Raw genomic sequence first — 23,231 nt, 5'->3', positions numbered from 1 at the left:
TTACCGTTTGGTTGCTGCGGTAAACTTCAATAAACAAAAAAGTACCCGAACCCTTTTTCGTAAAGAATCGGGTTCGGGTACGAACTGTATGGTGGGGCGTGCCTGCCCCAAACCCTGCTAAATTTATCCTAGAGCACTGCGTATTTTGGCGACGCAATCAGAACTCCAACTTCTCGCAAGTTCATCCTTTAACTCTACAACAAAACAGTCATACGACTCTCCATAGGTGAAATTTTTATATTTGTCAAACTGAATCGTTACTATCGCACTCGTACCTTTTCCTTTAATCTCGGTAACGATACCTTCTCCTTGGATTTTATGTTTAACCTTTTTTCCTACATAAAAAGTTAATTTTGGACCTTTGTAATGTTCTTCCAAGTAGTTGACAAAACTCTTAAGAATAAATACATAATCATTAAAGTTTTCTTCAACCTTACGGTAGCACCGCATTTTCCATTCAAGAACACTTCCATCTTTATCATATAACTCATTTAAGTCATAACAAAGATAATGCATACCAGGCATGATAAATGCTGAAAATGAGGCCGGCGATCGTATGGTTGAGTGCGTTTTCCAGTAGCGGTCCTTTCCGATTTGAATATGTAGCAGAAGGTGTTCTATATAATTGCAGTATACCAATCTATCAGCTTTTTGGCTTGCAAAAGGACTTTTTATTGCATAGTGAGGTTCGGAAAGATCATCATGTATATTTTCATCGATGTGATGACAAAGCAATCCTTCCGATGTTCTCGTTACTTTCCGATTTTTTGAAACGCATTTATCGGTTAGAAAATAGTCATACTGAGCTTTACCATATTTACCCAGAAGATATGCAACTAGATCATCGTAATTCATTTCCATTTCTGCGAGGATTTCACTACTGTCCATATATTTGTCTCCTTTTTCGCTCTTTAAGACGAGTATATCATACCGTTGTCTACAAGAATACCCCTATATACGAGAACTTAGTCGTTTTGCTACGCACGTGCGTACACGCACCGCAGAGGTTCCAAAGGGGCGCAGCCCCTTGGCACAAAGTCTAGTGTGGCACACCTTGCCAAAGGTGTACAGGCTCTCCCCGGTATGCACGTACGCAGCGATTACCCCCAAACGCGACATATAGCACAAAAGGCAGGGTACCACCTCCATGGTGATACCCTGCCTTTGTTCGTTTACCGTTCCGAGTGGTGCCTCCGCAGGAACCTGTCGGGGCAAGGCCCCTCCCTCTTGCTGCGCAAACGCGGTCTTGTTGGGGCGTGCCTGCCCCAAACCCTGCTGGGAACGAGTACGGCAAACTGGAAGTTATATATGTCTTTGCAAATATACCATATCTATTAGTTGTACACCGCCCTCATAAATTAGGTGGTCATAATTATCGGTAAAGAAATTAGGAATCTTGTGAGAACGAACAAATCCACATTTTTCATAAAATGGTATCGTCAATGGACTGTCACCTGTTCCAACTTGCAAAACAGAATATTCATCTGCATATTTACCGGCAAGAAAATCAATTAGTGCTTTGCCATAGCCCTTTCCCTGATTTTCCGGATCGACTGCGATATTCTTAATTTCAAGTATTTCGTTACCTTCATCGGTGACAACACATTCAGCTTTTACATCATTGTCTTCAAGCACATACATAGTTCCTTTTTCAAGATACCGATCAACCATGCTCGCCTGTTCATCAGCTAATAACAATAATGATATAAACTGCTTTTTATTCTCATTCACTTCTCGGATTTTCATATCCATTACTCCGTCAAACTGGAATTGTTCTAAATCTTCTCGATTGCACCTTCTTGCCCTTCGGACAAGGAGTCTCCCTCGATCAAAGTTCTTACAAAATTTCTGTTTAACGATTTCTTTTTCCAGTATTCTCTGTCCCACGGATTTCCTCATGATAGAAATAATCCACGATTACCGGATGCCCCTGCGGGACTCTGCCATAAGGCATTTCATTATCCACAAAGGGACAATCATACTTCTTAGCCATTTCCGCAGCTTTTACTTCAAGTGCTTCAAAGTAGCTGCGGTTATGCTTGTTATAGATCTCGTCGTAAAGTGGTACAAGATCAGGATGTTTTTCGGTGATATAATCCATAATTGTCTTTTTGAAACCGCCTCGAAGATTGAGATTTTCGAGCCAGAACAGATCGCACTGATCCTTTACCCGCTCAAAGATTGCTTCAAAATTCGTGATACCGGGAAATACCGGGGATACGAAACAGACTGTACGGATACCTGCTTCATATACCTGCTTCATAGCAGCGATACGCCGCTCAATGCTCGAAGCAGAGTCCATATCGTTCTTGAAATTTTCATCCAGTGTGTTGATCGACCATGAAACGGTTACACGTCCAAGCTTCTTCAGCAGATCAATATCCCGTACCACAAGATCCGACTTTGTGCAGATCAGAATATCTGCGTCACTGCCGATCAGCTGCTCCAGAAGTTTTCTGGTATTCCCGAATTGCTCCTCCTGTGGATTGTAGCCATCTGTCACAGAACCGATGACCACCCGCTGTCCGGCATATTTCTTCGGATTTTTAATTTCCGGCCAATGCTTCACATCAAGGAAAGTGCCCCATTCCTCCGTGTGTCCGGTAAAGCGCTTCATAAAAGAAGCATAGCAATACTTGCAGGCATGTGTACAGCCTACATAGGGATTGACCGAGTAACCACCTACCGGCAGACTAGACTTAGTCATGATGTTCTTTGTTTCCACCTCACGAATGAGGATTCCATTTATTACTTCTTCCATGATTTCTGTACCTCTAACACTTTATTAAATTCTTCCGGCATTTCCTGAATCATATTTTCATCCCCTATGATAGAGACAAGGTCTTCCTTCATAAACACCGGAATGCCGAGCTTATGTGCCTGGTCCGCCAGAGACCATGCCCATTCCGGCTCCGTATGAATCTTCCTGCTCTGAGCTCCGGTCATGGTGCCCACAACGATCCAATTGATTCCGGAAAGGTCAACTGTGCCGGGATTGTCGAATAACGGCTCAAAGGTAACATGGTAATGTTTTGCTCTGACGTTTTTCCGAAGGGCGTCGATACGCCACAGTTCTGCTTTCCTCGTCACCGTAACGCCAAACCATGCGTTTTCCAGATTGGTATCAAAATCCAGCAGATCGGGGCGCTTGGTCAGAAACAGAAACTGATGCTGTGGATTTTCACGGATCTTTACAAATACCTCGTCTCTCCATTCCGGCTTCCATCCGGAGAGATCGCTCATCCCAGTAAGAAGAAAGTTCTGCGGACGTTTCTTTTCCATCATCTTGAGCTTACCCGGAAAGAATTCAGGGTCAGAGAAGTCTTCAATCATATGCCAGCGTTTCACGTTGTTGCGGGCATAGCAATATGTACACCCCACTGTGCAGCCAATGACGATATTCATGTTCTGAATCTGATCTTTGATACAAATACTCATGACTTCTGCCACCCCTCAAGATTCTTTCTGATGCGGTCGAGGCATTCCTCAAACCGGGTAATTTCTTCCTCTGAAAAACCTTTGTAATAAATACTGCCCATCTCATCAGATACAGAATCGTACTCGCCCTTTAAGGCGTGTGCTTTCTCAGTCAGAAACAGGAGTGTTTTCCTTTTGTCCGTTTCAGACTGAACGCGTCTTATCAGCCCTTGATTTTCCATTCTTTCCAGCATCGTAGTAAGAGATGTTATCGCTAATCCGCATTTAGTCGAGAGTAACCTGATTGAGATACCATCCTCCTGCCACAGCACATAAAGAATACGCCCCTGAGCTCCATTAAATGCATCAATATTCTTTTCGCTGAGAATTTTCTCGAAAATCCGGTCTCCAAGCTGTTTTATTTTGGTGACAAGAAATCCGCCATTCATTTTCACACAAAAAACTCCTACATAGTATTTTATCAAATAATACTATATAGGAGTTTTACTGTCAACAGTTTGTATGTCTAAGTAGAAGTAAATTCCGATTTGTTGAACTAAACCGAGTATACCATACCGACAGCCGAAAGAACACCCCTATATGCAAGAACCTGCCCTTTTTCCTGCGTACGTGCGTACCGGCCATGTACGGACGTACGCAGCGATTGACCCGAAACGTGCAATATAAGGGATGCAAAGCAAAAGGCAGGGTACCACCTCCATGGTGATACCCTGCCTTTGCTTGTTTATCGCTCTGAGTAGTCTCTTTTCAGAACTTGTTGGGGCAAAGCCCCTCCATCTGCTAACGCAGACCGTTCTGCCGCTTGAAATCCCCACTGGGGCGTTCGTTGCTTCGCAAACGCGGTCTTGTTGGGGCGTGCCTGCCCTAAACCCTACTTCATAATATCGATTATGACCGATCAACGACTGATTTATAGTAATTGCCAAAGTCTGCAAGTGCATTGACGATTGGTAACATTTCCGTTCCGAGATCGGTCAACCCATATTCTACTTTGGGAGGATTCTCGTGATAATCACGGCGGTAGGCAAGCCCATCATCAATCATCTGTCTTAAGCTCTCGGTCAAAACTTTCTGCGAGATCCCGTCGATGCTTCTTTGCAGCTCATTGAATCTCCATGGACGCTCTTTCAGATTGCGCAGAAGCAAGAGTTTCCATTTTCCGCCAATCAGGGATACTGCTGTTGCAACCGGACATTCCGGCAGTTCTTCTTTTGTACGCATATCAGTCACCTCTGTGTATAGTATATCACATTCATTTTTGAGTGTACAGTTACAAAAAGGTGCGTACTTGTTTTTGAATGTGCGAGCTTTTATACTTAGCTCAGGCAATGAAAGATTGCGAATCAAAATGGAGGTGCTTACAATGGCAAGCTACACAAAAATGACCGTTGGAAAAGAAGATCGGACGGAGCTTCACGAAAAGCTCGCCCTGACTGGTGCGGAGATCAGCCTGAATACGCTTCCTGCGGGAGCAAATGTTCCGTTTGTCCACTCCCACAAGGCAAATGAGGAAATCTACGGTGTTCTTTCCGGCAAAGGCAAGGTCGTTATCGATGGCGAAGAAATCAGCCTTGCAGCAGGCGACTGGCTGAAGATTTCTCCCGTGGCAAAACGTCAGTTCTTTGCTGCAAACAATTCTGAAATCACTTATATTTGTATTCAGGTCAAGGAGAATTCTCTCGAAGGCTATACTGCAACGGATGCTGTGATCTACTGATAAAACATATCAAAACAAAAGGCAGGATACCACCGTCATGGTGATACCCTGCCTTTGCTCATTTACCGTTCGGTTGCTGCGGTAAACTTCAATAAACAAAAACGTACCCGAACCCTTTTCCTAAAAGCGTGAAAGCAAGAACCGCCCCATGGGCAGTTCCCCGATGCGATGAGGATGTGCGGCGAACTTATTCGTTCCAATGTTCAAGTTCTTCAGCGGGGTATGCTTTTGTCCAATGATAGGGCTGCAATTCTTTCAGCTGTACGAATTTGATTTTTTCTTCTTCTGTGGTAACTGCTACCTGCACATCTTCACCCCAGTATCTTAATCTCTCTTGGCAAATACCGCACGGAGACAATATCTGATAGGGGGATTTCTCATCTTTACGGACAAGACACATGCAATGCGTTACCTTTTCATTGAATTTATGTGCTTCAAGCATTGCACCTGTCTCGATGCACAAAACAGCAGATGCGTTAGCAGTCTCAATGCTGACACTTGTGTAATAATTTCCATTCGATGTATGCACGACACCAGCACCACCCCAACCGACAGGATACCGTGTTTCAATCAGTTCTACCGCCCTGCGGTACATTTCGTTTTCGATTTCATAGTTTCTCATATAAATCTCCATGCCAACTTCTGAATTGTTGAGCTGAGTATACCATACTCTATGAAGAATAGCAAAAGGCAGGATACCACCGTAATGATGATACTCTGCCTTTGCTATTGTACGACCGCTCGGACTTGCGCTGGCGGGGCCGCCCTGTTCGAGTTCTGTACCGTCCTGCTCTGATGTGAGACAGTGGCAGACGCAACAAAAAAGCCTCTAACTTTCGTTAGAGGCTTTCGTATGGTGGAGCATTGTCCACAGCACTCGAACCCAAAACGTCTTCACGGGAGATGATTTTGGAATCATCCGTGAAGTTGAAATTGAGTACGACCCGGTCATCAAAGACGTAGACCGAGTTGACAAAGGTATCAATGATCTGCCGCTGGTGTTCCATGTCCCTCATGTCACCCTTGCGGAATTTTTCAAACCAGAACCGCATCCATTCGCGGGTCAGGACTGGCTTTTTCAGCTCTTCTTCTAGAATGCTGGTGTTCAGGGCTTCCTTCCGGGCTTCCAGTTCGTCCAACCGCTGCTTGGTGGTCGGGGTCAGGATGCCCTGTTCAATGGCTTCCAGAAGATTTGCCAGCCGCTTCTCTGTATCCCGGAGCTGGTCTTTCAGAACGGGCAGGCGGGTGTTCTCCTGCTGCTGGGCTTCCATAATCAAATCTATCAGTCGTTCGATGATTTCATCGCTGAAAATCACCTTAATAGCAGTTTCCACCACGAACCGTTCCAGAGGCTCTTTGCGGATGGCTTTCAGGTCGCAGTGCGCCTTGCCGTGGCGTTTGGCGTTGCCGCACTTGTAGTAATAGTAGGTGTTTCCCATGTGGCTGGTGCCGCTCTCACCGCCCATCAGGGTGCCGCACTTGCCGCAGAACAGCTTGGTGGTCAGCAGATAACTCACATCCTCTTTTGCGGGGCGACCGTGGGCAATCTTGTTTTGCTCGAAACGCTGCTGCACCCGGTTGAACAAGTCCTCGTCCACGATGGCGGGAATGCCGCCCGGTGTCACGATGTCCTTATAGCGGTATTCGCCTATGTAGCGGCGGTTCCGGAAAATCTGGAAGAAGCTGTTCTTGACAAAGGGCTTGCCGGTACGGGTGCGCAGACCGCGCTCGTTCAGGGATGCTGCGATTTTCTCGGCAGGCTCGCCGTTGGCGTACCGGGTGAAGATCTCCTGCACAATGGGCGCCGTTTCCGGGTCGATATGGTACAGTCTGTCTTCCTTGCCAATGGTAAAGCCCAGCGGCACCACACCGCCGTTATACTTGCACTGAAGGGCATTTTCGCGCTCACCGCGCGCCACTTTCAGGGCGAGCTCGGCGGAATAGTATTCCGCCATGCCGATCAGCATACTCTCCACCATAATGCCTTCAGGCCCCTGCGAGATGGGTTCCATAGCAGACACCAGATGGACACCGTTCTTTTCCAGCTGGTACTTGTAGTTCACGGCATCGAATCGGTTCCGGGCAAAGCGGTCCAGCTTCCAGACCAGAACCACATCGAAGATTTTCTTTCCACTGTCTTTGATCATCCGCTGAAAGTCCGGGCGGTCATCCGTTTTGGCAGAGTAGGCACGGTCAATGTAGGTGCCGACCACGGTGATGCCGTTCTTCTCGGCGTAGTCCTTGCAGTCGCGCAGTTGTCCTTCAATGGACGCTTCTCGCTGGCTGTCAGATGAATAGCGGGCGTAGATCACGGCGGTCATGGTTGCACCTCCTTGGCGTGTATTCGACTTGCCTTTATAGTATCGGGTCAAGCGCAGCTTGTCAACAATCTGCGAGCAGATTGAAATGTGAAAATTGCGAAACGCAGCGAAAAAGGTGAGAGCAAGAATCGTCCCGTGGCCACAAATTTTCAATTCTTGAAAATTCTTGCCCCTTTGGGACAGCTTCTTGTTGGGGCGTGCCTGCCCCAAACCCTGCTAGGAACGAGTACAGCAAACTGGAATTGATTTACTTTGTTTGTAAATCTTCCAGAAAGAAAATTCCCTCTGTTAGGTTGACAAACATTTCCTTGTCCTTGATTACATGAATTTTATTGTTCCACCAGACAGTAGTGTTATTAGCGGAGATTGTTTTGCTTGTTCCATCCTTGAGAAAATAAGTAATTGTAATAGCGGGTTCTTCTTCGCTATTCACTTCCCCAAATAAATCATATTTCAGAAATCCCGTTAGCTTTAAGGCTAACTCAATGTCCTCACTGCTCGAAATTTCTTTAACATCATCCGTGACACTCGGATACGTGATATTTACAGACTGAATATCATTTATGCGGGGCAATCCCCAAAGATACATACCATTCGTAAATATGTTGATCCCAACAATCAAAACAGTCATAACTATCACTTCTATCAAAAATCGAATAAGACCTTTGAAAATCTTGTTCACCAACTTATCCTCCAATCTCGATTTCTCCTACTCCCTCAATTCCGATTTGTTGAACTAAGCCGAGTATATCATACTCTTCAATGAAAGAACACCCCGATATAGTGAAATTTTGCCGTTTTCCTGCGTACGTGCGTACACACTCCACAGGAATTCTAAGGGGCCTGCCCCTTAGCACACGGACTTTGGAACAAAGTCTAGTGTGTTACACATTGTCAGAGGTGTACAGGCTCCCGGTACGCACGTACGCAGCGATTACCCCCAAACGCGCCATATAGGGGGACGATCAAGTTCGCACAAAGCGACCTTGATCCCGCAAAACAAAAGGCAGGATACCATCACCACGATGATACCCTGCCTTTGCTCGTTTACCGTTCCGAGTAGTCCTTCCGCAGAACCTCCGATAAACAAAAAACGTACCCGAACCCTTTCTCATAGAAGATTGGGTTCGAGTACGAACTGAATGGTGGACGGTACAGGACTCGAACCTGTGACCTCCTGCACGTCAAGCAGATGCTCTACCAGCTGAGCTAACCGTCCAGATGTCGTATCGACTTAAATATAATACCACATTTTTCGCGCAATTGCAAGGGCTTTTTTGAAAAAAGTCTGCCTTTTCCGTTTTTTGCCCCGGGGGATTGGCGCAAAGGCCCCTTTGCGGGGGCTGGCAGGGGAGAGGTGCGCTCAGAGCGCCCGGCGGATGATGTCATAGAGGATGGGCTTCATGTTGTCGATGTTGTCGGGCTTGCCCTCCAACACGGAGGTATAGCACACCGACATGCACATGCTGCCCAGGGCGGTGATGCGCTGGTAGATCTCCCGCTCGGTGCGGCCTGCCATCTCGGGGCTGCACATCACGGTCTGGAGGACCTTGCGCATCAGCGGCTCGGCCTCGCCGCTGGCTTCGATCTGATCCAGCCCGGGCCAGACAAAGCTGCGCTCCAGGAAGCGGAGCATCAGGGTGTCCGCGCGCAGGGCTTCGATGATATGGTCAATGACAAAGATCATCTGGTCGGGGAAGCTGGTAAGCTCGGCGGCGTGCTGCTCGGCGGCGGCACAGGCGTTGTCCAGCAGCTGGTAGCTCACCCGGGCCAGCAGGGCCTGCGTGACCGAACCCTTATCGGCAAAATAGAGGTAGAACGTGCCCTTGCCCACCTTGGCGCGGGAGGTGATATCCTCCACGCTGGTCTTGGAGGTGCCCCGCTCCAGAAACAGCTCGTAAGCTGCGTCCAGAAGCGCACGGCGCTTTTCCTGTTTCTTTCCTTCCACGGTGCTCATAGCTTGCTGCATCCTCTTTTCTGACGTTGTTTTGTCGTGTAAACAATATTTTAGCAGGGAGAAGGGAAGAGCGCAAGAGCAAAAGCCCCCGGACAAGCTATACAATTTTTGCTTTGTGATAAGAAAACTGACTTTTGGTCATTTTCTATCTTGACACCTTGCGTCGATTGGTTATAATAGTGCTTGCTCAGAAATGACCACGGGTCATTTTAGGGCAGATCCAATCAACTTTCGTATGGAGGGTTCCCATGAAAAAGATCGCACAGAGCATCGTGCGTCTGCGCAAGCTGATCTTAACAGTAGCGGTCCTGCTGTTGATCCCTTCCGCAATCGGCGCGGTTGCTACCCGCATCAACTATGATGTCCTGACCTATCTGCCGCAGGAGCTCGACTCCATGATCGGCGAGGTAGCGCTTGAGGACGACTTCCATCTGGCCTCCACCGGCATGATCACGGTGGAAGGCCTGCCTACCAATGAACTGATCGCCATGAAGAAGGACATTGATGCGGTGCCCGGTGTCACACAGACCTTCTGGCTCAGCGATGTCATCGACCCCAGCATCCCCACCGAGATGCTGCCCGCGGATGTCCAGCAGTTCATGTTCGGTAAAAATGATTCCACCATGCTCATCGTCCGGTTTGATGCGCCCAGCGCCAGCGACGAGACGATGAACGCCGTCCAGCAGATCAAACAGGTGCTGCGGCACGACTGCTACTTTGGCGGAATGAGCGTCATCTTGCAGGATACCAAGGCGCTGATCAATGAAGAGATGCCGCTGTACATCCTGTGCGCTGTGGGTGCCAGTATGCTGGTGCTGTTCCTCTCGCTGGAGAGCACCATCACGCCCGTGCTGTTCATGCTGGGCCTGCTGTTCCCCATTGCGTACAACTTTGGCACCAACATCTTCCTGGGTCAGATCAGCTACATCACCCAAGCGCTTTCCACGGTGCTGCAGTTGGGCGTGACGATGGACTTCTCCATCTTCCTGCTCCACCGTTATCAGGAGGAAAAGGAACTCCGCTCCTCCAACGAGGAAGCCATGGTGACCGCCATCTGCAAGACCATGACCTCCATCACCGCTTCCTCCCTGACCACCATTGCAGGCTTCCTGGCACTGTGCGCCATGCGCCTGACGCTGGGCCGCGATATCGGTGTTGTTATGGCAAAGGGTGTGGCGCTGGGTGTCATCTGCACCATCGTCATTCTGCCTGCTTTGATCCTGACCTTTGATCAGCAGGTCGAAAAGTACAAGCACCGCACCATCGTGCCCAAGCTGACCAAGCTCAGCTACTTTGTTTCCAAGCACGCAATGCCCATCGTGGTCGTCTTTCTTGTGCTGCTGGTGCCCTTTGTGGTGGCCCAGCAAAAGACAGAGGTCTACTACACCCTGTTCGACTCGCTGCCCCAGGACCTGACCGGTATCGTTGGCACCAACAAGCTGGGCGAGGACTTCGGCATGACTACCTCCCACTTTATTCTGGTGGATGAGGACCTGACCGCAACGCAGGTGTCTGACCTCTGTGATGAGCTCAAGGATGTGGACGGCATCACCCAGGTGGTGAGCCTGGATTCCATCACCGGCCCGGGCTTCCAGACCGAGCTGCTGCCCGACAGCGTGACCGAGATCCTGCAGTCCGGCGGCTACAAGCTCATTCTGGCCAACAGCTCCTATAAGACCGGCACCGATGCCATCAACAGCCAGCTGACCGAGATGAATGGCCTCATCAAGGCGGTTGACCCCAACGGTGTCATCACCGGCGAGGGTGCCATGACCAAGGATCTGATCGAGGTTGCGGACGTGGACTTCAAGAACGTCAACGTCTGGTCGATCATGGCAGTCGCTGCCATCATCCTGATCTCCTTCCGGAGCCTGTCCATCCCTGTGCTGCTGGTTGCCAGCATCGAGGCCGCCATCTCCATCAATATGGGCATCCCGTACTTCACCGGTACCCAGCTGCCCTTCATCGCCAGCATCGTCATCGGTACCATCCAGCTGGGCGCGACTGTGGATTACTCCATCCTGATGACCACCCGTTATCACGAGGAGCGCAGCTATGGCCGCACCCCCCGGGAAGCTGCCCAGCAGTCGCTGGAGCACTGCAGCCAGTCCATCCTGACCAGCGGCCTGACCTTCTTTGCCGCTACCGTCGGCGTGGCCGCCATCAGTAAGATGGAACTGCTGCAGAGCATCTGCCGGCTCATCTCCCGCGGCGCACTGATCAGTATGGCTGTCATTCTGGTTGTTCTGCCCGCTGCCCTGATGCTGCTGGACTGGGTCATCCGCCACACCACCATGCACTGGCTGGTCCCTGAATCTTCCAACGCCAAGAAGTCTGATAAGGAGTAATTACCATGAAAAAATCGCTTCGTTTCGCCAGTGCGGCGCTGGCGCTGACTCTCGCCGCAGGCATGACCCTGCCCGCCTTTGCAGCCGCCAAGGCCGATTATTCCAAGGATGAGACCGTCTACGCCGTGATGAACGCCGACGGCTCCATCAAGTCCACCACCGTCAGCGAGCACCTGTACAGCGCTTCCGGCCTGTCCAATGTCACCGATGAGAGCACCCTGACCGATATCCAGAACACCGAGAGCGATGCCGCGTTCACCCAGGACGGCGAAAAGCTGGTCTGGAACACCGACGACACCGACGTGTACTATAAGGGCAATACCGACAAGCCCCTGCCCATCACCGCAAATGTCACCTATACGCTGGACGGTGTGACCGACAGCCTTGAGAACCTGATCGGCAAGAGCGGCCACCTGACCGTGACCATCGACCTGACCAACAACGAGACCGGCACCGTGACCGTCAACGGAAAGGAGCGCACCGTTGTCACCCCGCTCATCACTGCTGTGGGCGTGATCTTTGGTCAGGATGCCACCAACCTGAGCGCCGAGCACGGAATGCTGGAATCTGCCGCCAAGAGCAGCGTGGCCGCTTTTGTCTGCCTGCCCGGCGTGAAGGAATCTCTGGACGGCCTGCTGCCCGATGACCTGTCCACTGTGGAGGATTATCTGCAGGACAGCGTCACCGTGGAAGCCGATGTTGAGAACCTGACCGCACCGCAGGTCATGCTGGCCTGTGCCACCAACGCCGATGCGCTGGGCACCAATGCCTTTGACCTGAGCAGCCTCAACGAGCTGACCGATGGCATCAGCCAGTTGAACGATGCCATGAACCAGCTGATGGATGGTGCCGCCCAACTGGTGGACGGTGCTTCCCAGCTGGCCAACGGTACCCTGGCCCTGCTGGACGGCGCTTCTCAGCTGAACAGCGGTGCTTCTGCCCTGGACGATGGTCTGGGCCAGCTGACCAACGGTCTGGATACCCTGAGCTCCAACAACGCCGCCCTGCAGGCTGGTGCCCAGCAGGTGGCCGATGGCATTCTGGCCTCCGCCAACAGCACCCTGATGGAGGGCGGCCTGATCGACACCCCCATGACCTGGGACAACTACGCTTCCGTTATTGACGAAGTGCTGACCATGAACGAAAAGACACTGGCCGCTGCCCGCAAGAAGATGGTGCGCACCGTCTGGGAGCAGGAGCCCAGCTTCAAGGCCAGCCAGCTGGACATTGCCCTGTATCTCTCCGCAACCAAGACCAACCATGACCTGGAAGCTGCTCTGCGGCTGATGCAGAGCTACGACCCCTCCATGTTCAGCGCCATGCTTGATCTGAGCACTGCCAGCGCCAAGCAGACCGTGCATGACGAGCTGAAGTATCAGGCTGAGAACAGCCAGGATATCGCAGATGTCCGTGCCCTGAAGAACAGCCTGGCGCAGATCCAGTATTTCGTGTCCAGTGTCAACCAGTACACCAACGGTGTTGCCACCGCCGCTGATGGTGCCCATTCCGCAAAGGACGGTGCCGCCCAGCTGGCCGATGGAACCAAGACCCTGTATGACGGCGTGACCACCCTGAATGATGGCGCAGGCCAGCTCAGCGATGGCACGGTCCGGCTGAACGATGGCCTGAACCAGTTCAATGAGGAGGGCATCTCCAAGCTGACCGGCGCTCTGGACGAGGAGCAGATCCATGGCCTGAAGACCGTGCTGGACGAGATGACCAGCCGTCTGGAGGACTACACCAGCTTTGCCGGTAAGTCCGAGGATGCTTCCGGCAGCGTGAAGTTCATCTATAAGACCGGTGAGACGGTCGCCGCTGCGGATGTTACCGCCCAGACCACCGCCGATGTGCAGGAAGGCAACTTCTTCACCCGCCTGTGGCAGCGGATCGTGAACCTGTTCAAGTTCTGAAAAAACGGCGTGCCTGCTTGACAAGCCGCCGGAGATTGACTATACTACAAATAGATTCGTCAAGAAAAATGACCGCTCAGGCACTGAAACGTTGAGGCGGTCATTTTTTATGCCAATTTTAAGGAGACCACAGCATGGCAGAGAGGGAATTGTATCCGGACGGGGAACAGCGCCGCCGCATCATGGATTTTATCATGGCGGCTGGGCAGACCCTTTTGGAGAACGGGGCAGAGGTGTTCCGGGTGGAGCAGACCATGGAGATCATGGCGGCCAGCTTCCACCTGCGGGAATTCCATGTCTATGTGCTGACCAACGGCATTTTTGCCAGCGCAGGTACGGCGGAGATGAGCGAGGTGCGCAACGTGCCCACCCGTACTACCCACCTGGGGCGGGTGGCGGCAGTGAACCAGCTTTCGCGGCAGATCGCGTCCGGGGAAGTGGAGACCGTCGCCGAGGCCGAGGCCCGTCTGGCTCAGGCCAGGTGCATCCCTTTTCCAAAGGACTGGGTGCAGCTTGCGGCGGGCATGGGCGGCGCGTTCTGCTTTGCGCTGATCTTTGGCGGCAATCTGAAAGCCGGGCTTGCCGCCGCTGCGGCCGGTGTTGCGGCCAACGCCTATCTGCTGTTCTGCGGGCGGCGCGGCGTGGGGGGCGGGTTTCGCACCATCTCCACCGCCGCCCTCATCACTCTGTGCTGCATTCTGGGCTGCGGCCTGCTGGGCACTGAGTCCAGCCACGCCATCATCGGCACTCTGATGATCCTGACCCCCGGCATCGCCTTTACCATGGGCATCCGGGACTTTGTGCAGGGCGATTACCTGTCCGGCACCATCCGGATGATCGACGCACTGCTCATTGCGGCCAGCATCGCCATCGGCACCGGCCTTGTGCTGAGCCTCTATGCCTTTTTGAAGGGGGTGGCCGTGGTATGACAGAGCTTCTTTTCACCGGGGAGCAGCTGGGCCGTCTGGCCCTGCAGTTCCTGCTGGCCGGGGCGGGCACCCTGAGTTTTGCCATCCTCTTTGCCTGCCCCAGGCGCACCCTGCCTTATTGCGGGCTGGTGGGCGCAGTGGGATGGCTGGTATACGAGATCGCGGAGCTGTTCGGAATGGAAGCCTTTGCAGCCTCGCTGCTGGCGGTCATCCCGCTGACGCTGCTGGCCCGCATCCTTGCGATGACCCTCAGAACACCGGTGACGGTGTTCCTGCTCACCGGCATCTTTCCGCTGGTGCCCGGTGCGGGCATCTATTACAGCGCCTACTACTTCATTCAGGGCGACAACGCGCTGGCGCTGGCAAACGGCATCTCCACCTTCAAGATCGCCGTGGCGCTGGCCGTGGGCATTGCGCTTGTGCTGGGCATCCCCCTGCCGCAGAAACGCCGATAAAACAAAAACGAGACCGCCCACCGGGCGGTCTCGTTGGTTATGCGGGGAAATCAGGTGGTGGGAACCATCCGCAGCAGCTGGGCCCCGGTGGTGACATCCAGCTGGAAGTATGCCTTGTTCAGCTCGGTGTTGTAGGAGACACTGACCGGCGTTTCAGTACCGTCGGCATTGATCTGCATCAGGCTGTAGCCGGAAACGGTATTGGCGGGTACCTCGATGCTGGCAATGACCGGCTGAGCCATCACTCGGGCGGGGGTGATCTCCTCGCTCTTTACGGTGCCGCACTTTTCGCAGATGACCCGTTCAATAACAGTGGGATAGTAGAATGCTGCTGTCATTACCTGCTCACCGTTTTTCAGAGTCCCGGTGTGAACAATCAGGTTGGAAAAGTTGGAGAAGACACCGTTTACCTTGGTCAGCTGGGTGTTATTCTTTACCTTGCCGCATTCGGGGCAAAGTGTAAGGGTCTCAGTGGTGCCATCGGGAAGCTTATGCTGGAAGGTGGTCTCCACACACTCGGTCTTATACTCTGTCGTGGTCTTCCAGGTGTGTTCTTTGCACTCGGTTTTGCCCGGGGTCTCTTCGGCCATGCCGACCACAGAACTGCCCGCCAGCACGCAGACGGACAGACCAAAGGCGGCCAGGGCTTTCAGCATACGATTTTTCATAGCAGGATCCTTTCTCCCCGCATCCCGGCGGGGCAACGCGGTTTGAGCTTGGTTACTTTTTACCGTTGTTCCAGCCTGATTATATCAATTGGAAGGAAAAGGTGTCAATGTCCGGGATTAAGTCCCGTGGGAACATTTTCCGGCAGAATGCAGCGGAATGACAGAAACACAGAAGTAAAATGAATATATACACTGAAAATGGGATGCAACCTGTATAAATGTTTTCAAAAGGGTTTCATTTGTTCCGATTTTTTGCACAACACTTGACTTTTTTATTTGTACAACATATACTAATTCTGTTCCTTGATGACACGATGAAGCGCATCGTGCCGGGAAAGTGAAAAAATATACAATCAACAGAGGAGTGTTTGAATATGAAAAAGATCAATCGCCGCAGCTTTCTGGCTGCCGCTGGTCTGACCGCTGCCGCTCTGGCTCTGACTGCCTGCGGCGGTTCCGCCTCCAGCACCGCTTCTTCCACTGCAAGCAGTGCAGCTTCTTCCGAGGCTGCTTCCACCAGCGCTGCCGCTGAGCTGACCACCGTTGAGGCTGGCAAGCTGACCATGGCCACCAACGCCACCTTCCCTCCGTACGAGATGACCACCGACTCCGGTGAGATCGAGGGCATCGATGTGGACACCGCCAAGGCGATCGCTGAGAAGCTGGGCCTGGAGCTGCAGATCGATGATATGGACTTCGACGCAGCACTGCTGAGCGTGCAGCAGGGCAAGGCCGATATTGTCATGGCTGGCGTTACCGTGACCGACGAGCGCAAGGCTGTGATGGACTTCTCCGACAGCTACGCTACCGGCATCCAGTCCATCATCGTTCCCGAGGGCTCTGATATCACCTCTCCCGATGATCTGGCAGGCAAGAAGATCGGCACCCAGCGCGGCACCACCGGCTACATCTACTGCTCTGATGACTTCGGTGATGATGCTGTGGTCGCATACGACGACGGCCTGACCGCTGTGCAGGCTCTGAAGAATGGCCAGGTCGATGCAGTTGTCATCGACAATGCCCCTGCAAAGGAGTACGTTGCCGCCAACCCTGGTCTGGTCATTCTGGACACCAGCTACGCCGAGGAGGACTACGCCATTGGCATGGCAAAGGGTTCCGCTCTGGAGGATGCTGTCAATGCCGCTCTGGAAGAGCTGAAGGCTGACGGCACCCTGCAGTCCATCGTGGACAAGTACATCACCGCTGAATAATTCAGCTGTACCTTGTATCACGGGGAGGCGGCCCCATCTGGGGCACCTCCCCTTTTTTGGAAAGAACAGGTTACAAAATTCTAACAATTTCAGAAAGCGAGGATGCGAATGGCCGCACAATACGAACTGCTGAAAGAGCTGCTCAACAGCGGCACGAAGCTGGACTTCGGGCAGGAAATGTTCTTCAAATTCTATCAGGCGTTCATCCTGAACGACCGCTGGGTGCAGTACATCCAGGGCGTGGGCACTACGCTGCTGGTCACCGCCATTGCGCTGGCACTGGGCGTGGTGCTGGGCAGCGTGGTGGCACTGGTGCGTGTTGCGCACGACCAGCAGCGTCCCGGCCGCAGGAACCCGGTGCTGGGCTTCTTCAATGCCGTCTGTCAGGTGTACACCACCATCATCCGCGGCACCCCCATGATGGTCCAGCTGCTCATTATGAGCATGGTCATCTTTTCCAACAGCCGCAACTTTACCATGGTCGGCGCACTGGCACTGGGCATCAACTCGGGCGCTTACGTTTCGGAGATCATCCGCGGCGGTCTGATGGCGGTGGACCCCGGCCAGATGGAAGCCGGCCGCAGCCTGGGCCTGAACTACATGACCACCATGGTGGTCATCGTCATTCCGCAGGCCATCCGCGCGGTGCTGCCTGCACTGGGCAACGAGTTCATCGTCCTGCTCAAGGATACCTCGCTCATCACCGTCATCGGCGGCAAGGAGCTGCTGTATGCGGCGCAGGGCATTATGAACCGTACTTACGAGGCCATGTTCCCCCTGTTGGGCGTTGCAGTGGTCTATCTGATTTTAGTCATGATCTTTACATGGCTGCTGTCGAAGTTTGAGAGGAGGATGGCGCAAGGTGACCGCTAATCATGCTGAAAAGATCCTGGAAGTCCGTGGTCTGACCAAGACCTACGGCGGTGAGGTCAAAAAGGGCGCAAAGCAGCCCACCCCCACCCTGGATGTCCTGAAGGGCATCGATATCGACATCTACCGCGGCGATGTGGTCTGCCTGATCGGCCCCTCCGGCTGCGGCAAGTCCACCTTCCTGCGCTGCCTGAACCGGCTGGAGATCCCCACCGGCGGCTCCATCAAGTTTGAAGGCATCGAGGTGGATGATGCCCACATCGATGCCGTGCGCCAGAAGATGGGCATGGTATTCCAGCACTTCAACCTCTTCCCCCACCTGACCGTCAAGCAGAACCTCTGCCTGGCCCCGGAGCTGCTCAAGCTCAAGAGCAAGGAGGAGGCTTCCAAGCGTGCCGAGGAGCTGCTGGCCCGTGTCGGCCTGTCCGATAAAGCCAATGTGTTCCCCAAGAGCCTTTCCGGCGGCCAGCAGCAGCGCATTGCCATTGCCCGCGCTCTGGCCATGGACCCGGATGTCATCCTGTTCGACGAGCCCACCTCCGCCCTCGACCCTGAGATGGTCGGCGAGGTGCTGGAGCTGATGAAGGAGCTGGCCCACACCGGCATCACCATGCTGGTGGTCACCCACGAGATGGGCTTCGCCCGCGAGGTGTCCAACCGCGTCATCTTCATCGATGAGGGCAGGATCCAGGAAGATGAGCCCCCGCAGGAGCTCTTCTCGAACCCCAAGCATCCTCGTCTGAAGGCTTTCCTTTCCAAGATGCTGTAATTGAAGCTGAAAATGCCGTCGCACAAATTCGTGCGGCGGCATTTTTTGAATGGTTTAAAACTTCCAGAGACTTTGTGCCTGTTTATAAAGCCAGAGGGCACGGGTCTGAATCTCACTCTCGTTCCAGTCCGTTTTTGTCAGGGCATTCTGAAGCGTGGAAAGGCCCGATGCGCAGAGCGTAAGACCGGGCTTTGCTTGGCCCTTTCCGGCTTTCTTTGTGCTCCAGTCACTGTCCCGGATGGAGGCGTTCAAAGATTGCGGGATGATTGCAAGATTTCCCAGAGTCAGAAGGATAGAATCTCTCTTTTCTGCGGCCAGCGGGGTAGAGCAGGCGGGCCAGTTGTTGCGCCATTTTTTGGGCATCAGATGCTCAAGACTGTAATTGTTGAAACCATGCAGCACAACAGCACTCTGAGCAGGGCGGATGTGGCTTTCAATCAGATAAAGAACACCTTTAGAATAAAGGTTCATCAGTTTAGAGTGTTCAAAACCATCCCGAAGTTCAGTGTCATCAGGAATCGAGGAGTTGGTGCCGCCAAGCACTTGCAAACGGTCTCGTAAATCCTGTGGAGTAAGTATTTCGTTGGCGATAAAGGAGAGAAATAACTTTGTATAATTTGTTGTGGAAGCACGAGTGACAATACGACGCATAACGTAGCTTTCCAGAATGCCATACATCTCGTTTAGAATGGCTAAATTAGAAATGTTTTTTGCAAGGTAGAGAACGTAAGGAATCAACGTTGTGGTTTTTAGACCAAAAATAACGATGTTCAAACGTTCGATGCCAAAATCTGATGGAATTGTGGTGCTGCAAAAATCGGACTTGAAGGTTTGCTGGAATAAAGTGGCATAATCCTTTAGAGTATCCAGAATAGTATTTTTATTACCGCCACAATATGTGTTTACAAAACTCTGATAGGAATTGGCAAGCTGATCTGTGCGAGCATATATTAATTTGTCGTCAACACTAATATTATACTTTTTCTTTTGGATAAACTGCTGAAAATAGGCATCGAAGAAGATATCAATAAGTGGGCGTTTTACGCGGCCGGCCTCAATTTCGGTATCCCAATAGGCTTTTGCGCTTTCGTTGGCTTCAAAAACAGATTCCCAAATATTTTGATACGCAGTGATGTTATTCCTGCTAAAAAAGTAATTCTTTAAAAGCTCGGAGGTGGTTAAGCGAACACCAAGGGAATTTAGAGAATCAAAAATCTGCTGTTCATCATCGGTGGGGCCCAAATCAATCCGGACAAATTGAACGTTGGAAATGACTGTCATATAGTCGTTCAAAGTACTCATTTGCAAATGTGAAGCAAAATAGTTGAATGCCTGAACAATTGGAGACGAGGAGCGGTTGTCTATGATGGGCACTGCATTTGTTTGATCCATAACGCATTTGAATGCTTCGGAATCATTTTTTCCATGCTGTAAAGAAAGCTCCCGCGTTGTTATTAGGCGAAAATTTGTATCAAAGATACCCGGCTGATTCATTTTTAAACAGAGCACCTTTAAGAAAATCAAAAATGTCGTAAGACGTTGTTGACCATCAACAAGAACAAGTTTTGATGCATAAGAGGTGTTTTGCTGAGGAACAGAAGCGTCTTTCAGGATGAGAGTTCCAAGAAAGTGGGGGCGGTTATATTGAACAACGAACGCCATGTCGTCAAGAAAACGTTCCCATAAATCCTCTTTCCAAACATAGGCTCGCTGAAAAAATGGAACTTCAATGAGAGTGGAGTTGTTTACAATGTCAGGTATTTTCGCTTTATGTGCGTCCATGGAAAATCCTCCCGTTACTTTTCAGATTTATTAGTAGAATAGCACGAATCCACTGTGAATTCAATGAATCACAAACAAAAGCTCCCGTTTCTCAGGAAAAGCTGAAAAACGGGAGCTTTACAATTCTACAAAACAGAAGCTATGCGCCTATCCCATGGTCACAACAACTTCCACACCTTCACCGGCCTTTGCCAGCGGCAGGAGGGTGCCCGCAATAGGAGCGCCGTTCACGGTGACGCGCTGCACGCCCTTCTGCACGGCGTGGGGGTTCTCCACCCGGATGTGGTACACGGCACCCCGGTAACGGCGGGTGACGGTGTAGCCTGCCAGCGTGTGGGGGATGCAGGGGTCAACGCGCAGGCCGTCCAGAGTGGGCTGGATGCCCAGAATGTACTGGCTCACGTTCACGAAGGTCCATGCCGCCGTGCCGGTCAGCCAGCTGTTCTTGGCCTCGCCGAAGGTGGGGGCATCGCGGCCTGCCACCATCTGGCTGTAAACGTAGGGTTCGGTGCGGTGGATCTCGCTGATGTCCTCGATATAGGCCGGGCAGGTCTTTTTGTAGACAGCAAAGGCCCGGTCACCGTGGCCCAGCACGGTCTCAGCACAGCTGATCCATGGGTTGTTGTGGCAGAAGATACCGGCGTTCTCCTTGTAGCCCGGGGGATAGCTGGAGATCTCGCCCAGATTGAGCCGGTAGGTGGTGTAGGCGGGCTGGAGCAGTACCACGCCGTACGGGGTGTCCAGCCGCTCCTCCACGCTCTTCAGTGCGGCTTCAGCCTGACCGGTCTCCCGGCCGATCCCGGCCATCACGCACATGCCCTGGGGTTCGATGAAGATCTGCCCCTCGTCGCATTCCCTGCTGCCTACGGGGGCACCAAAGGCATCGTAGGCACGGCGGAACCATGCGCCGTCCCAGCCGGCGGTCAGGGTGGCCTGTTCTACTGCGTCAATGGCGGTGCGGGCACTGGCGGCCTCCTCGGTGAGGTGCAGGTGGTCACAGAGTTCGGCGTACTCGCGGCCATATTTCACGAACATGCCCGCAATGAACACGCTCTCAGCCACAGGGCCCTCGCTGGGGCCGGTGATCTGGAAGCTCTCGCCCGGGTGCTCCGAGAAGCAGTTCAGGTTCAGGCAGTCGTTCCAGTCGGCCCGGCCGATCAGCGGCAGGCCGTGGGGGCCCAGATGGGTATGGGTGTAGCGGAAGCTCCGGCGCAGATGCTCCATCAGGGGCTGTGCTCTGGTCACGTCGTTGTCAAAGGCAACCGGCTCGTCCAGGATCGACCAGTCACCGGTCTCCCGCAGATAGGCGGCGGTGCACGCAATGAGCCAGAGCGGGTCATCGTTGAAGCCGCTGCCCACGTCGCTGTTGCCCTTTTTGGTCAGGGGCTGGTACTGGTGGTAGGCACTGCCGTCCTCAAACTGGGTGGCAGCAATGTCCAGAATGCGTTCCCGTGCGCGGGAGGGGATCATATGAACGAAGCCCAGCAGATCCTGACAGGAATCCCGGAACCCCATGCCGCGGCCGATGCCGCTCTCGTAATAGCTGGCACTGCGGCTCATGTTGAAGGTGACCATGCACTGATACTGGTTCCAAAGGCTCACCATCCGGTCCAGCTTTTCCTCGCCGGAGGTCAGCTGCCAGCCCGAGAGCAACTCCTGCCAGTAGTCGGCCAGTGCCCTGCGGGCGGTATCCACCTGTGCGTCGGTGGCATAGCGGGCCATCATGGCCTCGGCCCGGGCTTTGTTGATGATGCCGGGAGCGCTGAATTTTTCCCCGACCGGGTTTTCAATGTAGCCCAACCCGAAGATGATGCTCTTTCTCTCACCCGGTGCCAGCGTGAGATGGAAATGGTGGGCACCCACCGGAGCCCAGCCGTGGGCAATGCTGTTCGAGCAGTGACCGGCTTTGACCGCTTCCGGTGCGGCGGGGCCGCCGTATACGCCGCAGAAGGCATCCCGGCTGGTGTCGAAGCTGGTAACGGGGGCGTTGGCCCAGAACACGGCGTAGTGATCCCGGCGCTCCCGGTACTCTGTCTTATGATAGATGGCACTTTCCACCACTTCCACCTCGCCTGTGGAAAAGTTGCGCTGGAAATTGGAGCTGTCGTCCATGGCATCCCACAGGCAGAACTCCACATAGCTGAACACGTCCAGCGTGCGGGGGGCGGCGGTCTTGTTTTCCAGCGTCAGCCGGTCGATCTCACAGGCATCGCCCCGGGGTACGAACAACTCCTGAGCGGCCGCAATGCCGTTTTTTTCGCCCTGCAGGATCGTGTAGCCCAGACCGTGGCGGCAGGTGTAACGGTCCAGTTCCGTCTTGGCGGGCTGCCAGCCCGGGTTCCAGATGGTGCCGCCATCGTTGATGTAGATGCGGTGGCCGTCCATGTCCAGCGGGGAATTGTTGTAGCGGTAGCGGGTCAGCCGCCGCAGCCGGGCATCCCGGTAAAAGCTGTAACCGCCGCCGGTGTTGGACACCAGACTGAAAAAGTCCTCGCTGCCCAGATAGTTGATCCAGGGCAGGGGAGTGCGGGGCGTGTCGATCACATATTCCCGGCGCGCATCATCAAAATGTCCGAATCTCATAGCCTTGTTCCTCCTTATAGGGTAAACCGGAAATGCTGAAATCATCTGATAGCGAAAACGATTTAGGATTTGCGGCCCAAGGGTGGGAAAGGCACTTGTCGCCCTAAGAATAGTCTATCCTGCGGGAAAAATCAAGAGCGGACCTGAAATATACAACAAGGGTGCAGCGGGCTGGTTCAGGGGTGGAAACCGGTATGGGAACGAAAAAATTATCGAACGGTAACGAAATGTAACGAAAACGATACAGACTGCATAATTCTGAGGAAATGAAAT

The 23,231-nt window shown here is 52.7% G+C and carries 21 protein-coding genes and 1 tRNA gene; 8 read left to right on the top strand and 14 right to left on the bottom strand.

Annotation, left to right across the window (positions count from 1 at the left end):
* Positions 1-123: 123 nt before the first annotated feature.
* From ACKXGA_RS07655 to ACKXGA_RS07630, 6 genes are all read right to left on the bottom strand, one after another.
* Positions 124-888: a hypothetical protein gene (locus tag ACKXGA_RS07655; RefSeq protein WP_156076377.1), complete on the bottom strand. Its 765-nt coding sequence runs from the start codon at positions 886-888 to the stop codon at positions 124-126.
* 414 nt (positions 889-1,302) lie between these two features.
* Positions 1,303-1,746: a GNAT family N-acetyltransferase gene (locus tag ACKXGA_RS07650; protein ID WP_117477155.1), complete on the bottom strand. Its 444-nt coding sequence runs from the start codon at positions 1,744-1,746 to the stop codon at positions 1,303-1,305.
* Between the two features lie 106 nt (positions 1,747-1,852).
* On the bottom strand, positions 1,853-2,761 hold the full coding sequence (locus ACKXGA_RS07645; RefSeq protein WP_423729218.1) for a radical SAM mobile pair protein B: 909 nt from the start codon (positions 2,759-2,761) through the stop codon (positions 1,853-1,855).
* Positions 2,749-3,438, bottom strand: a complete 690-nt coding sequence (locus ACKXGA_RS07640) for a radical SAM mobile pair protein A (protein ID WP_423730396.1) — start codon at positions 3,436-3,438, stop codon at positions 2,749-2,751. Before ACKXGA_RS07640 ends, ACKXGA_RS07645 begins: the two co-directional genes overlap by 13 nt.
* Positions 3,435-3,872 (bottom strand): radical SAM mobile pair system MarR family transcriptional regulator, encoded by a 438-nt coding sequence (locus ACKXGA_RS07635; RefSeq protein WP_423729217.1) that lies wholly within the window; start codon positions 3,870-3,872, stop codon positions 3,435-3,437. The genes ACKXGA_RS07640 and ACKXGA_RS07635 overlap by 4 nt, the downstream gene beginning before the upstream one ends.
* Before the next feature lie 454 nt (positions 3,873-4,326).
* Positions 4,327-4,659, bottom strand: a complete 333-nt coding sequence (locus ACKXGA_RS07630) for a winged helix-turn-helix transcriptional regulator (protein WP_005943481.1) — start codon at positions 4,657-4,659, stop codon at positions 4,327-4,329.
* A gap of 142 nt (positions 4,660-4,801) precedes the next feature.
* Here ACKXGA_RS07630 and ACKXGA_RS07625 point away from each other — a divergent pair, with 142 nt between their 5' ends.
* Entirely contained in the window at positions 4,802-5,155 is a 354-nt protein-coding gene (locus ACKXGA_RS07625) for a cupin domain-containing protein (RefSeq protein WP_423729216.1), read from the top strand.
* Positions 5,156-5,342: 187 nt separating this feature from the next.
* Here ACKXGA_RS07625 and ACKXGA_RS07620 read toward each other — a convergent pair whose 3' ends face one another.
* From ACKXGA_RS07620 to ACKXGA_RS07600, 5 genes are all read right to left on the bottom strand, one after another.
* Positions 5,343-5,777: a cytidine deaminase gene (locus ACKXGA_RS07620; RefSeq protein WP_154276929.1), complete on the bottom strand. Its 435-nt coding sequence runs from the start codon at positions 5,775-5,777 to the stop codon at positions 5,343-5,345.
* 217 nt (positions 5,778-5,994) lie between these two features.
* Positions 5,995-7,476, bottom strand: a complete 1,482-nt coding sequence (locus tag ACKXGA_RS07615; RefSeq protein ID WP_423729215.1) for a recombinase family protein — start codon at positions 7,474-7,476, stop codon at positions 5,995-5,997.
* A gap of 247 nt (positions 7,477-7,723) precedes the next feature.
* Positions 7,724-8,173, bottom strand: a complete 450-nt coding sequence (locus tag ACKXGA_RS07610; RefSeq protein ID WP_055190176.1) for a hypothetical protein — start codon at positions 8,171-8,173, stop codon at positions 7,724-7,726.
* Positions 8,174-8,619: 446 nt separating this feature from the next.
* A tRNA-Val gene (locus ACKXGA_RS07605) sits at positions 8,620-8,695 on the bottom strand.
* Between the two features lie 144 nt (positions 8,696-8,839).
* Positions 8,840-9,433 carry a TetR/AcrR family transcriptional regulator gene (locus ACKXGA_RS07600; RefSeq protein ID WP_098924391.1) on the bottom strand — a complete coding sequence of 198 codons (594 nt, stop codon included), beginning with the start codon at positions 9,431-9,433 and terminating at the stop codon, positions 8,840-8,842.
* A gap of 248 nt (positions 9,434-9,681) precedes the next feature.
* Here ACKXGA_RS07600 and ACKXGA_RS07595 point away from each other — a divergent pair, with 248 nt between their 5' ends.
* The 4 genes from ACKXGA_RS07595 to ACKXGA_RS07580 all read left to right on the top strand — a co-directional run bounded on the left by ACKXGA_RS07595 (position 9,682) and on the right by ACKXGA_RS07580 (position 15,075).
* The gene (locus ACKXGA_RS07595) at positions 9,682-11,781 is read left to right on the top strand and encodes an efflux RND transporter permease subunit (protein WP_423729214.1); all 2,100 of its coding nucleotides are present in this window, start codon (positions 9,682-9,684) and stop codon (positions 11,779-11,781) included.
* A gap of 5 nt (positions 11,782-11,786) precedes the next feature.
* Complete coding sequence (locus ACKXGA_RS07590) at positions 11,787-13,691, top strand: hypothetical protein (protein WP_423729213.1); 1,905 nt, start codon at positions 11,787-11,789, stop codon at positions 13,689-13,691.
* A 134-nt stretch (positions 13,692-13,825) separates the two neighbouring features.
* The gene (locus ACKXGA_RS07585) at positions 13,826-14,620 is read left to right on the top strand and encodes a threonine/serine exporter family protein (RefSeq protein WP_423729212.1); all 795 of its coding nucleotides are present in this window, start codon (positions 13,826-13,828) and stop codon (positions 14,618-14,620) included.
* The gene (locus ACKXGA_RS07580; RefSeq protein WP_097773337.1) at positions 14,617-15,075 is read left to right on the top strand and encodes a threonine/serine exporter family protein; all 459 of its coding nucleotides are present in this window, start codon (positions 14,617-14,619) and stop codon (positions 15,073-15,075) included. The genes ACKXGA_RS07585 and ACKXGA_RS07580 overlap by 4 nt, the downstream gene beginning before the upstream one ends.
* Positions 15,076-15,125: 50 nt before the next feature.
* On the opposite strand, the gene ACKXGA_RS07575 is transcribed toward ACKXGA_RS07580, so the two are convergent.
* Positions 15,126-15,743 carry a hypothetical protein gene (locus ACKXGA_RS07575; protein ID WP_423729211.1) on the bottom strand — a complete coding sequence of 206 codons (618 nt, stop codon included), beginning with the start codon at positions 15,741-15,743 and terminating at the stop codon, positions 15,126-15,128.
* A gap of 374 nt (positions 15,744-16,117) precedes the next feature.
* Between ACKXGA_RS07575 and ACKXGA_RS07570 the strand changes: the two genes are divergently transcribed.
* The 3 genes from ACKXGA_RS07570 to ACKXGA_RS07560 all read left to right on the top strand — a co-directional run bounded on the left by ACKXGA_RS07570 (position 16,118) and on the right by ACKXGA_RS07560 (position 18,593).
* Positions 16,118-16,954: a transporter substrate-binding domain-containing protein gene (locus tag ACKXGA_RS07570; protein WP_423729210.1), complete on the top strand. Its 837-nt coding sequence runs from the start codon at positions 16,118-16,120 to the stop codon at positions 16,952-16,954.
* Positions 16,955-17,062: 108 nt separating this feature from the next.
* Entirely contained in the window at positions 17,063-17,827 is a 765-nt protein-coding gene (locus tag ACKXGA_RS07565) for an amino acid ABC transporter permease (protein WP_186851316.1), read from the top strand.
* Between the two features lie 13 nt (positions 17,828-17,840).
* Positions 17,841-18,593 (top strand): amino acid ABC transporter ATP-binding protein, encoded by a 753-nt coding sequence (locus ACKXGA_RS07560; RefSeq protein ID WP_370684159.1) that lies wholly within the window; start codon positions 17,841-17,843, stop codon positions 18,591-18,593.
* 54 nt (positions 18,594-18,647) lie between these two features.
* On the opposite strand, the gene ACKXGA_RS07555 is transcribed toward ACKXGA_RS07560, so the two are convergent.
* Together ACKXGA_RS07555 and ACKXGA_RS07550 are read right to left on the bottom strand one after the other, a co-directional pair.
* A complete protein-coding gene (locus tag ACKXGA_RS07555) occupies positions 18,648-20,375 on the bottom strand; it encodes a DUF262 domain-containing protein (RefSeq protein WP_117477175.1) in 1,728 nt (575 codons plus the stop codon).
* A 147-nt stretch (positions 20,376-20,522) separates the two neighbouring features.
* Entirely contained in the window at positions 20,523-22,958 is a 2,436-nt protein-coding gene (locus tag ACKXGA_RS07550) for a GH36-type glycosyl hydrolase domain-containing protein (RefSeq protein ID WP_423729209.1), read from the bottom strand.
* Between the last annotated feature and the right edge of the window lie 273 nt (positions 22,959-23,231).

The sequence above is a fragment of the Faecalibacterium hominis (ex Afrizal et al. 2022) genome, from assembly GCF_049545105.1.
Lineage (GTDB): Bacteria > Bacillota > Clostridia > Oscillospirales > Ruminococcaceae > Faecalibacterium > Faecalibacterium duncaniae.
Note: the sequence above shows the minus strand (reverse complement) of the source record. Positions and strands in the feature narration are given on the sequence as shown.

Bases quoted from the DNA above. Each gene is read 5' to 3' on its own strand.
- ACKXGA_RS07655 (WP_156076377.1), bottom strand. From the start codon at position 888: ATGGACAGTAGTGAAATCCTCGCAGAAATGGAAATGAATTACGATGAT.
- ACKXGA_RS07600 (WP_098924391.1), bottom strand. From the start codon at position 9,433: ATGAGCACCGTGGAAGGAAAGAAACAGGAAAAGCGCCGTGCGCTTCTG.
- ACKXGA_RS07630 (WP_005943481.1), bottom strand. From the start codon at position 4,659: ATGCGTACAAAAGAAGAACTGCCGGAATGTCCGGTTGCAACAGCAGTA.
- ACKXGA_RS07620 (WP_154276929.1), bottom strand. From the start codon at position 5,777: ATGAGAAACTATGAAATCGAAAACGAAATGTACCGCAGGGCGGTAGAA.
- ACKXGA_RS07585 (WP_423729212.1), top strand. From the start codon at position 13,826: ATGGCAGAGAGGGAATTGTATCCGGACGGGGAACAGCGCCGCCGCATC.
- ACKXGA_RS07550 (WP_423729209.1), bottom strand. From the start codon at position 22,958: ATGAGATTCGGACATTTTGATGATGCGCGCCGGGAATATGTGATCGAC.
- ACKXGA_RS07570 (WP_423729210.1), top strand. From the start codon at position 16,118: ATGAAAAAGATCAATCGCCGCAGCTTTCTGGCTGCCGCTGGTCTGACC.
- ACKXGA_RS07640 (WP_423730396.1), bottom strand. From the start codon at position 3,438: ATGAGTATTTGTATCAAAGATCAGATTCAGAACATGAATATCGTCATT.
- ACKXGA_RS07615 (WP_423729215.1), bottom strand. From the start codon at position 7,476: ATGACCGCCGTGATCTACGCCCGCTATTCATCTGACAGCCAGCGAGAA.
- ACKXGA_RS07595 (WP_423729214.1), top strand. From the start codon at position 9,682: ATGAAAAAGATCGCACAGAGCATCGTGCGTCTGCGCAAGCTGATCTTA.
- ACKXGA_RS07590 (WP_423729213.1), top strand. From the start codon at position 11,787: ATGAAAAAATCGCTTCGTTTCGCCAGTGCGGCGCTGGCGCTGACTCTC.
- ACKXGA_RS07645 (WP_423729218.1), bottom strand. From the start codon at position 2,761: ATGGAAGAAGTAATAAATGGAATCCTCATTCGTGAGGTGGAAACAAAG.
- ACKXGA_RS07565 (WP_186851316.1), top strand. From the start codon at position 17,063: ATGGCCGCACAATACGAACTGCTGAAAGAGCTGCTCAACAGCGGCACG.
- ACKXGA_RS07575 (WP_423729211.1), bottom strand. From the start codon at position 15,743: ATGAAAAATCGTATGCTGAAAGCCCTGGCCGCCTTTGGTCTGTCCGTC.
- ACKXGA_RS07650 (WP_117477155.1), bottom strand. From the start codon at position 1,746: ATGAAAATCCGAGAAGTGAATGAGAATAAAAAGCAGTTTATATCATTA.
- ACKXGA_RS07625 (WP_423729216.1), top strand. From the start codon at position 4,802: ATGGCAAGCTACACAAAAATGACCGTTGGAAAAGAAGATCGGACGGAG.
- ACKXGA_RS07580 (WP_097773337.1), top strand. From the start codon at position 14,617: ATGACAGAGCTTCTTTTCACCGGGGAGCAGCTGGGCCGTCTGGCCCTG.
- ACKXGA_RS07555 (WP_117477175.1), bottom strand. From the start codon at position 20,375: ATGGACGCACATAAAGCGAAAATACCTGACATTGTAAACAACTCCACT.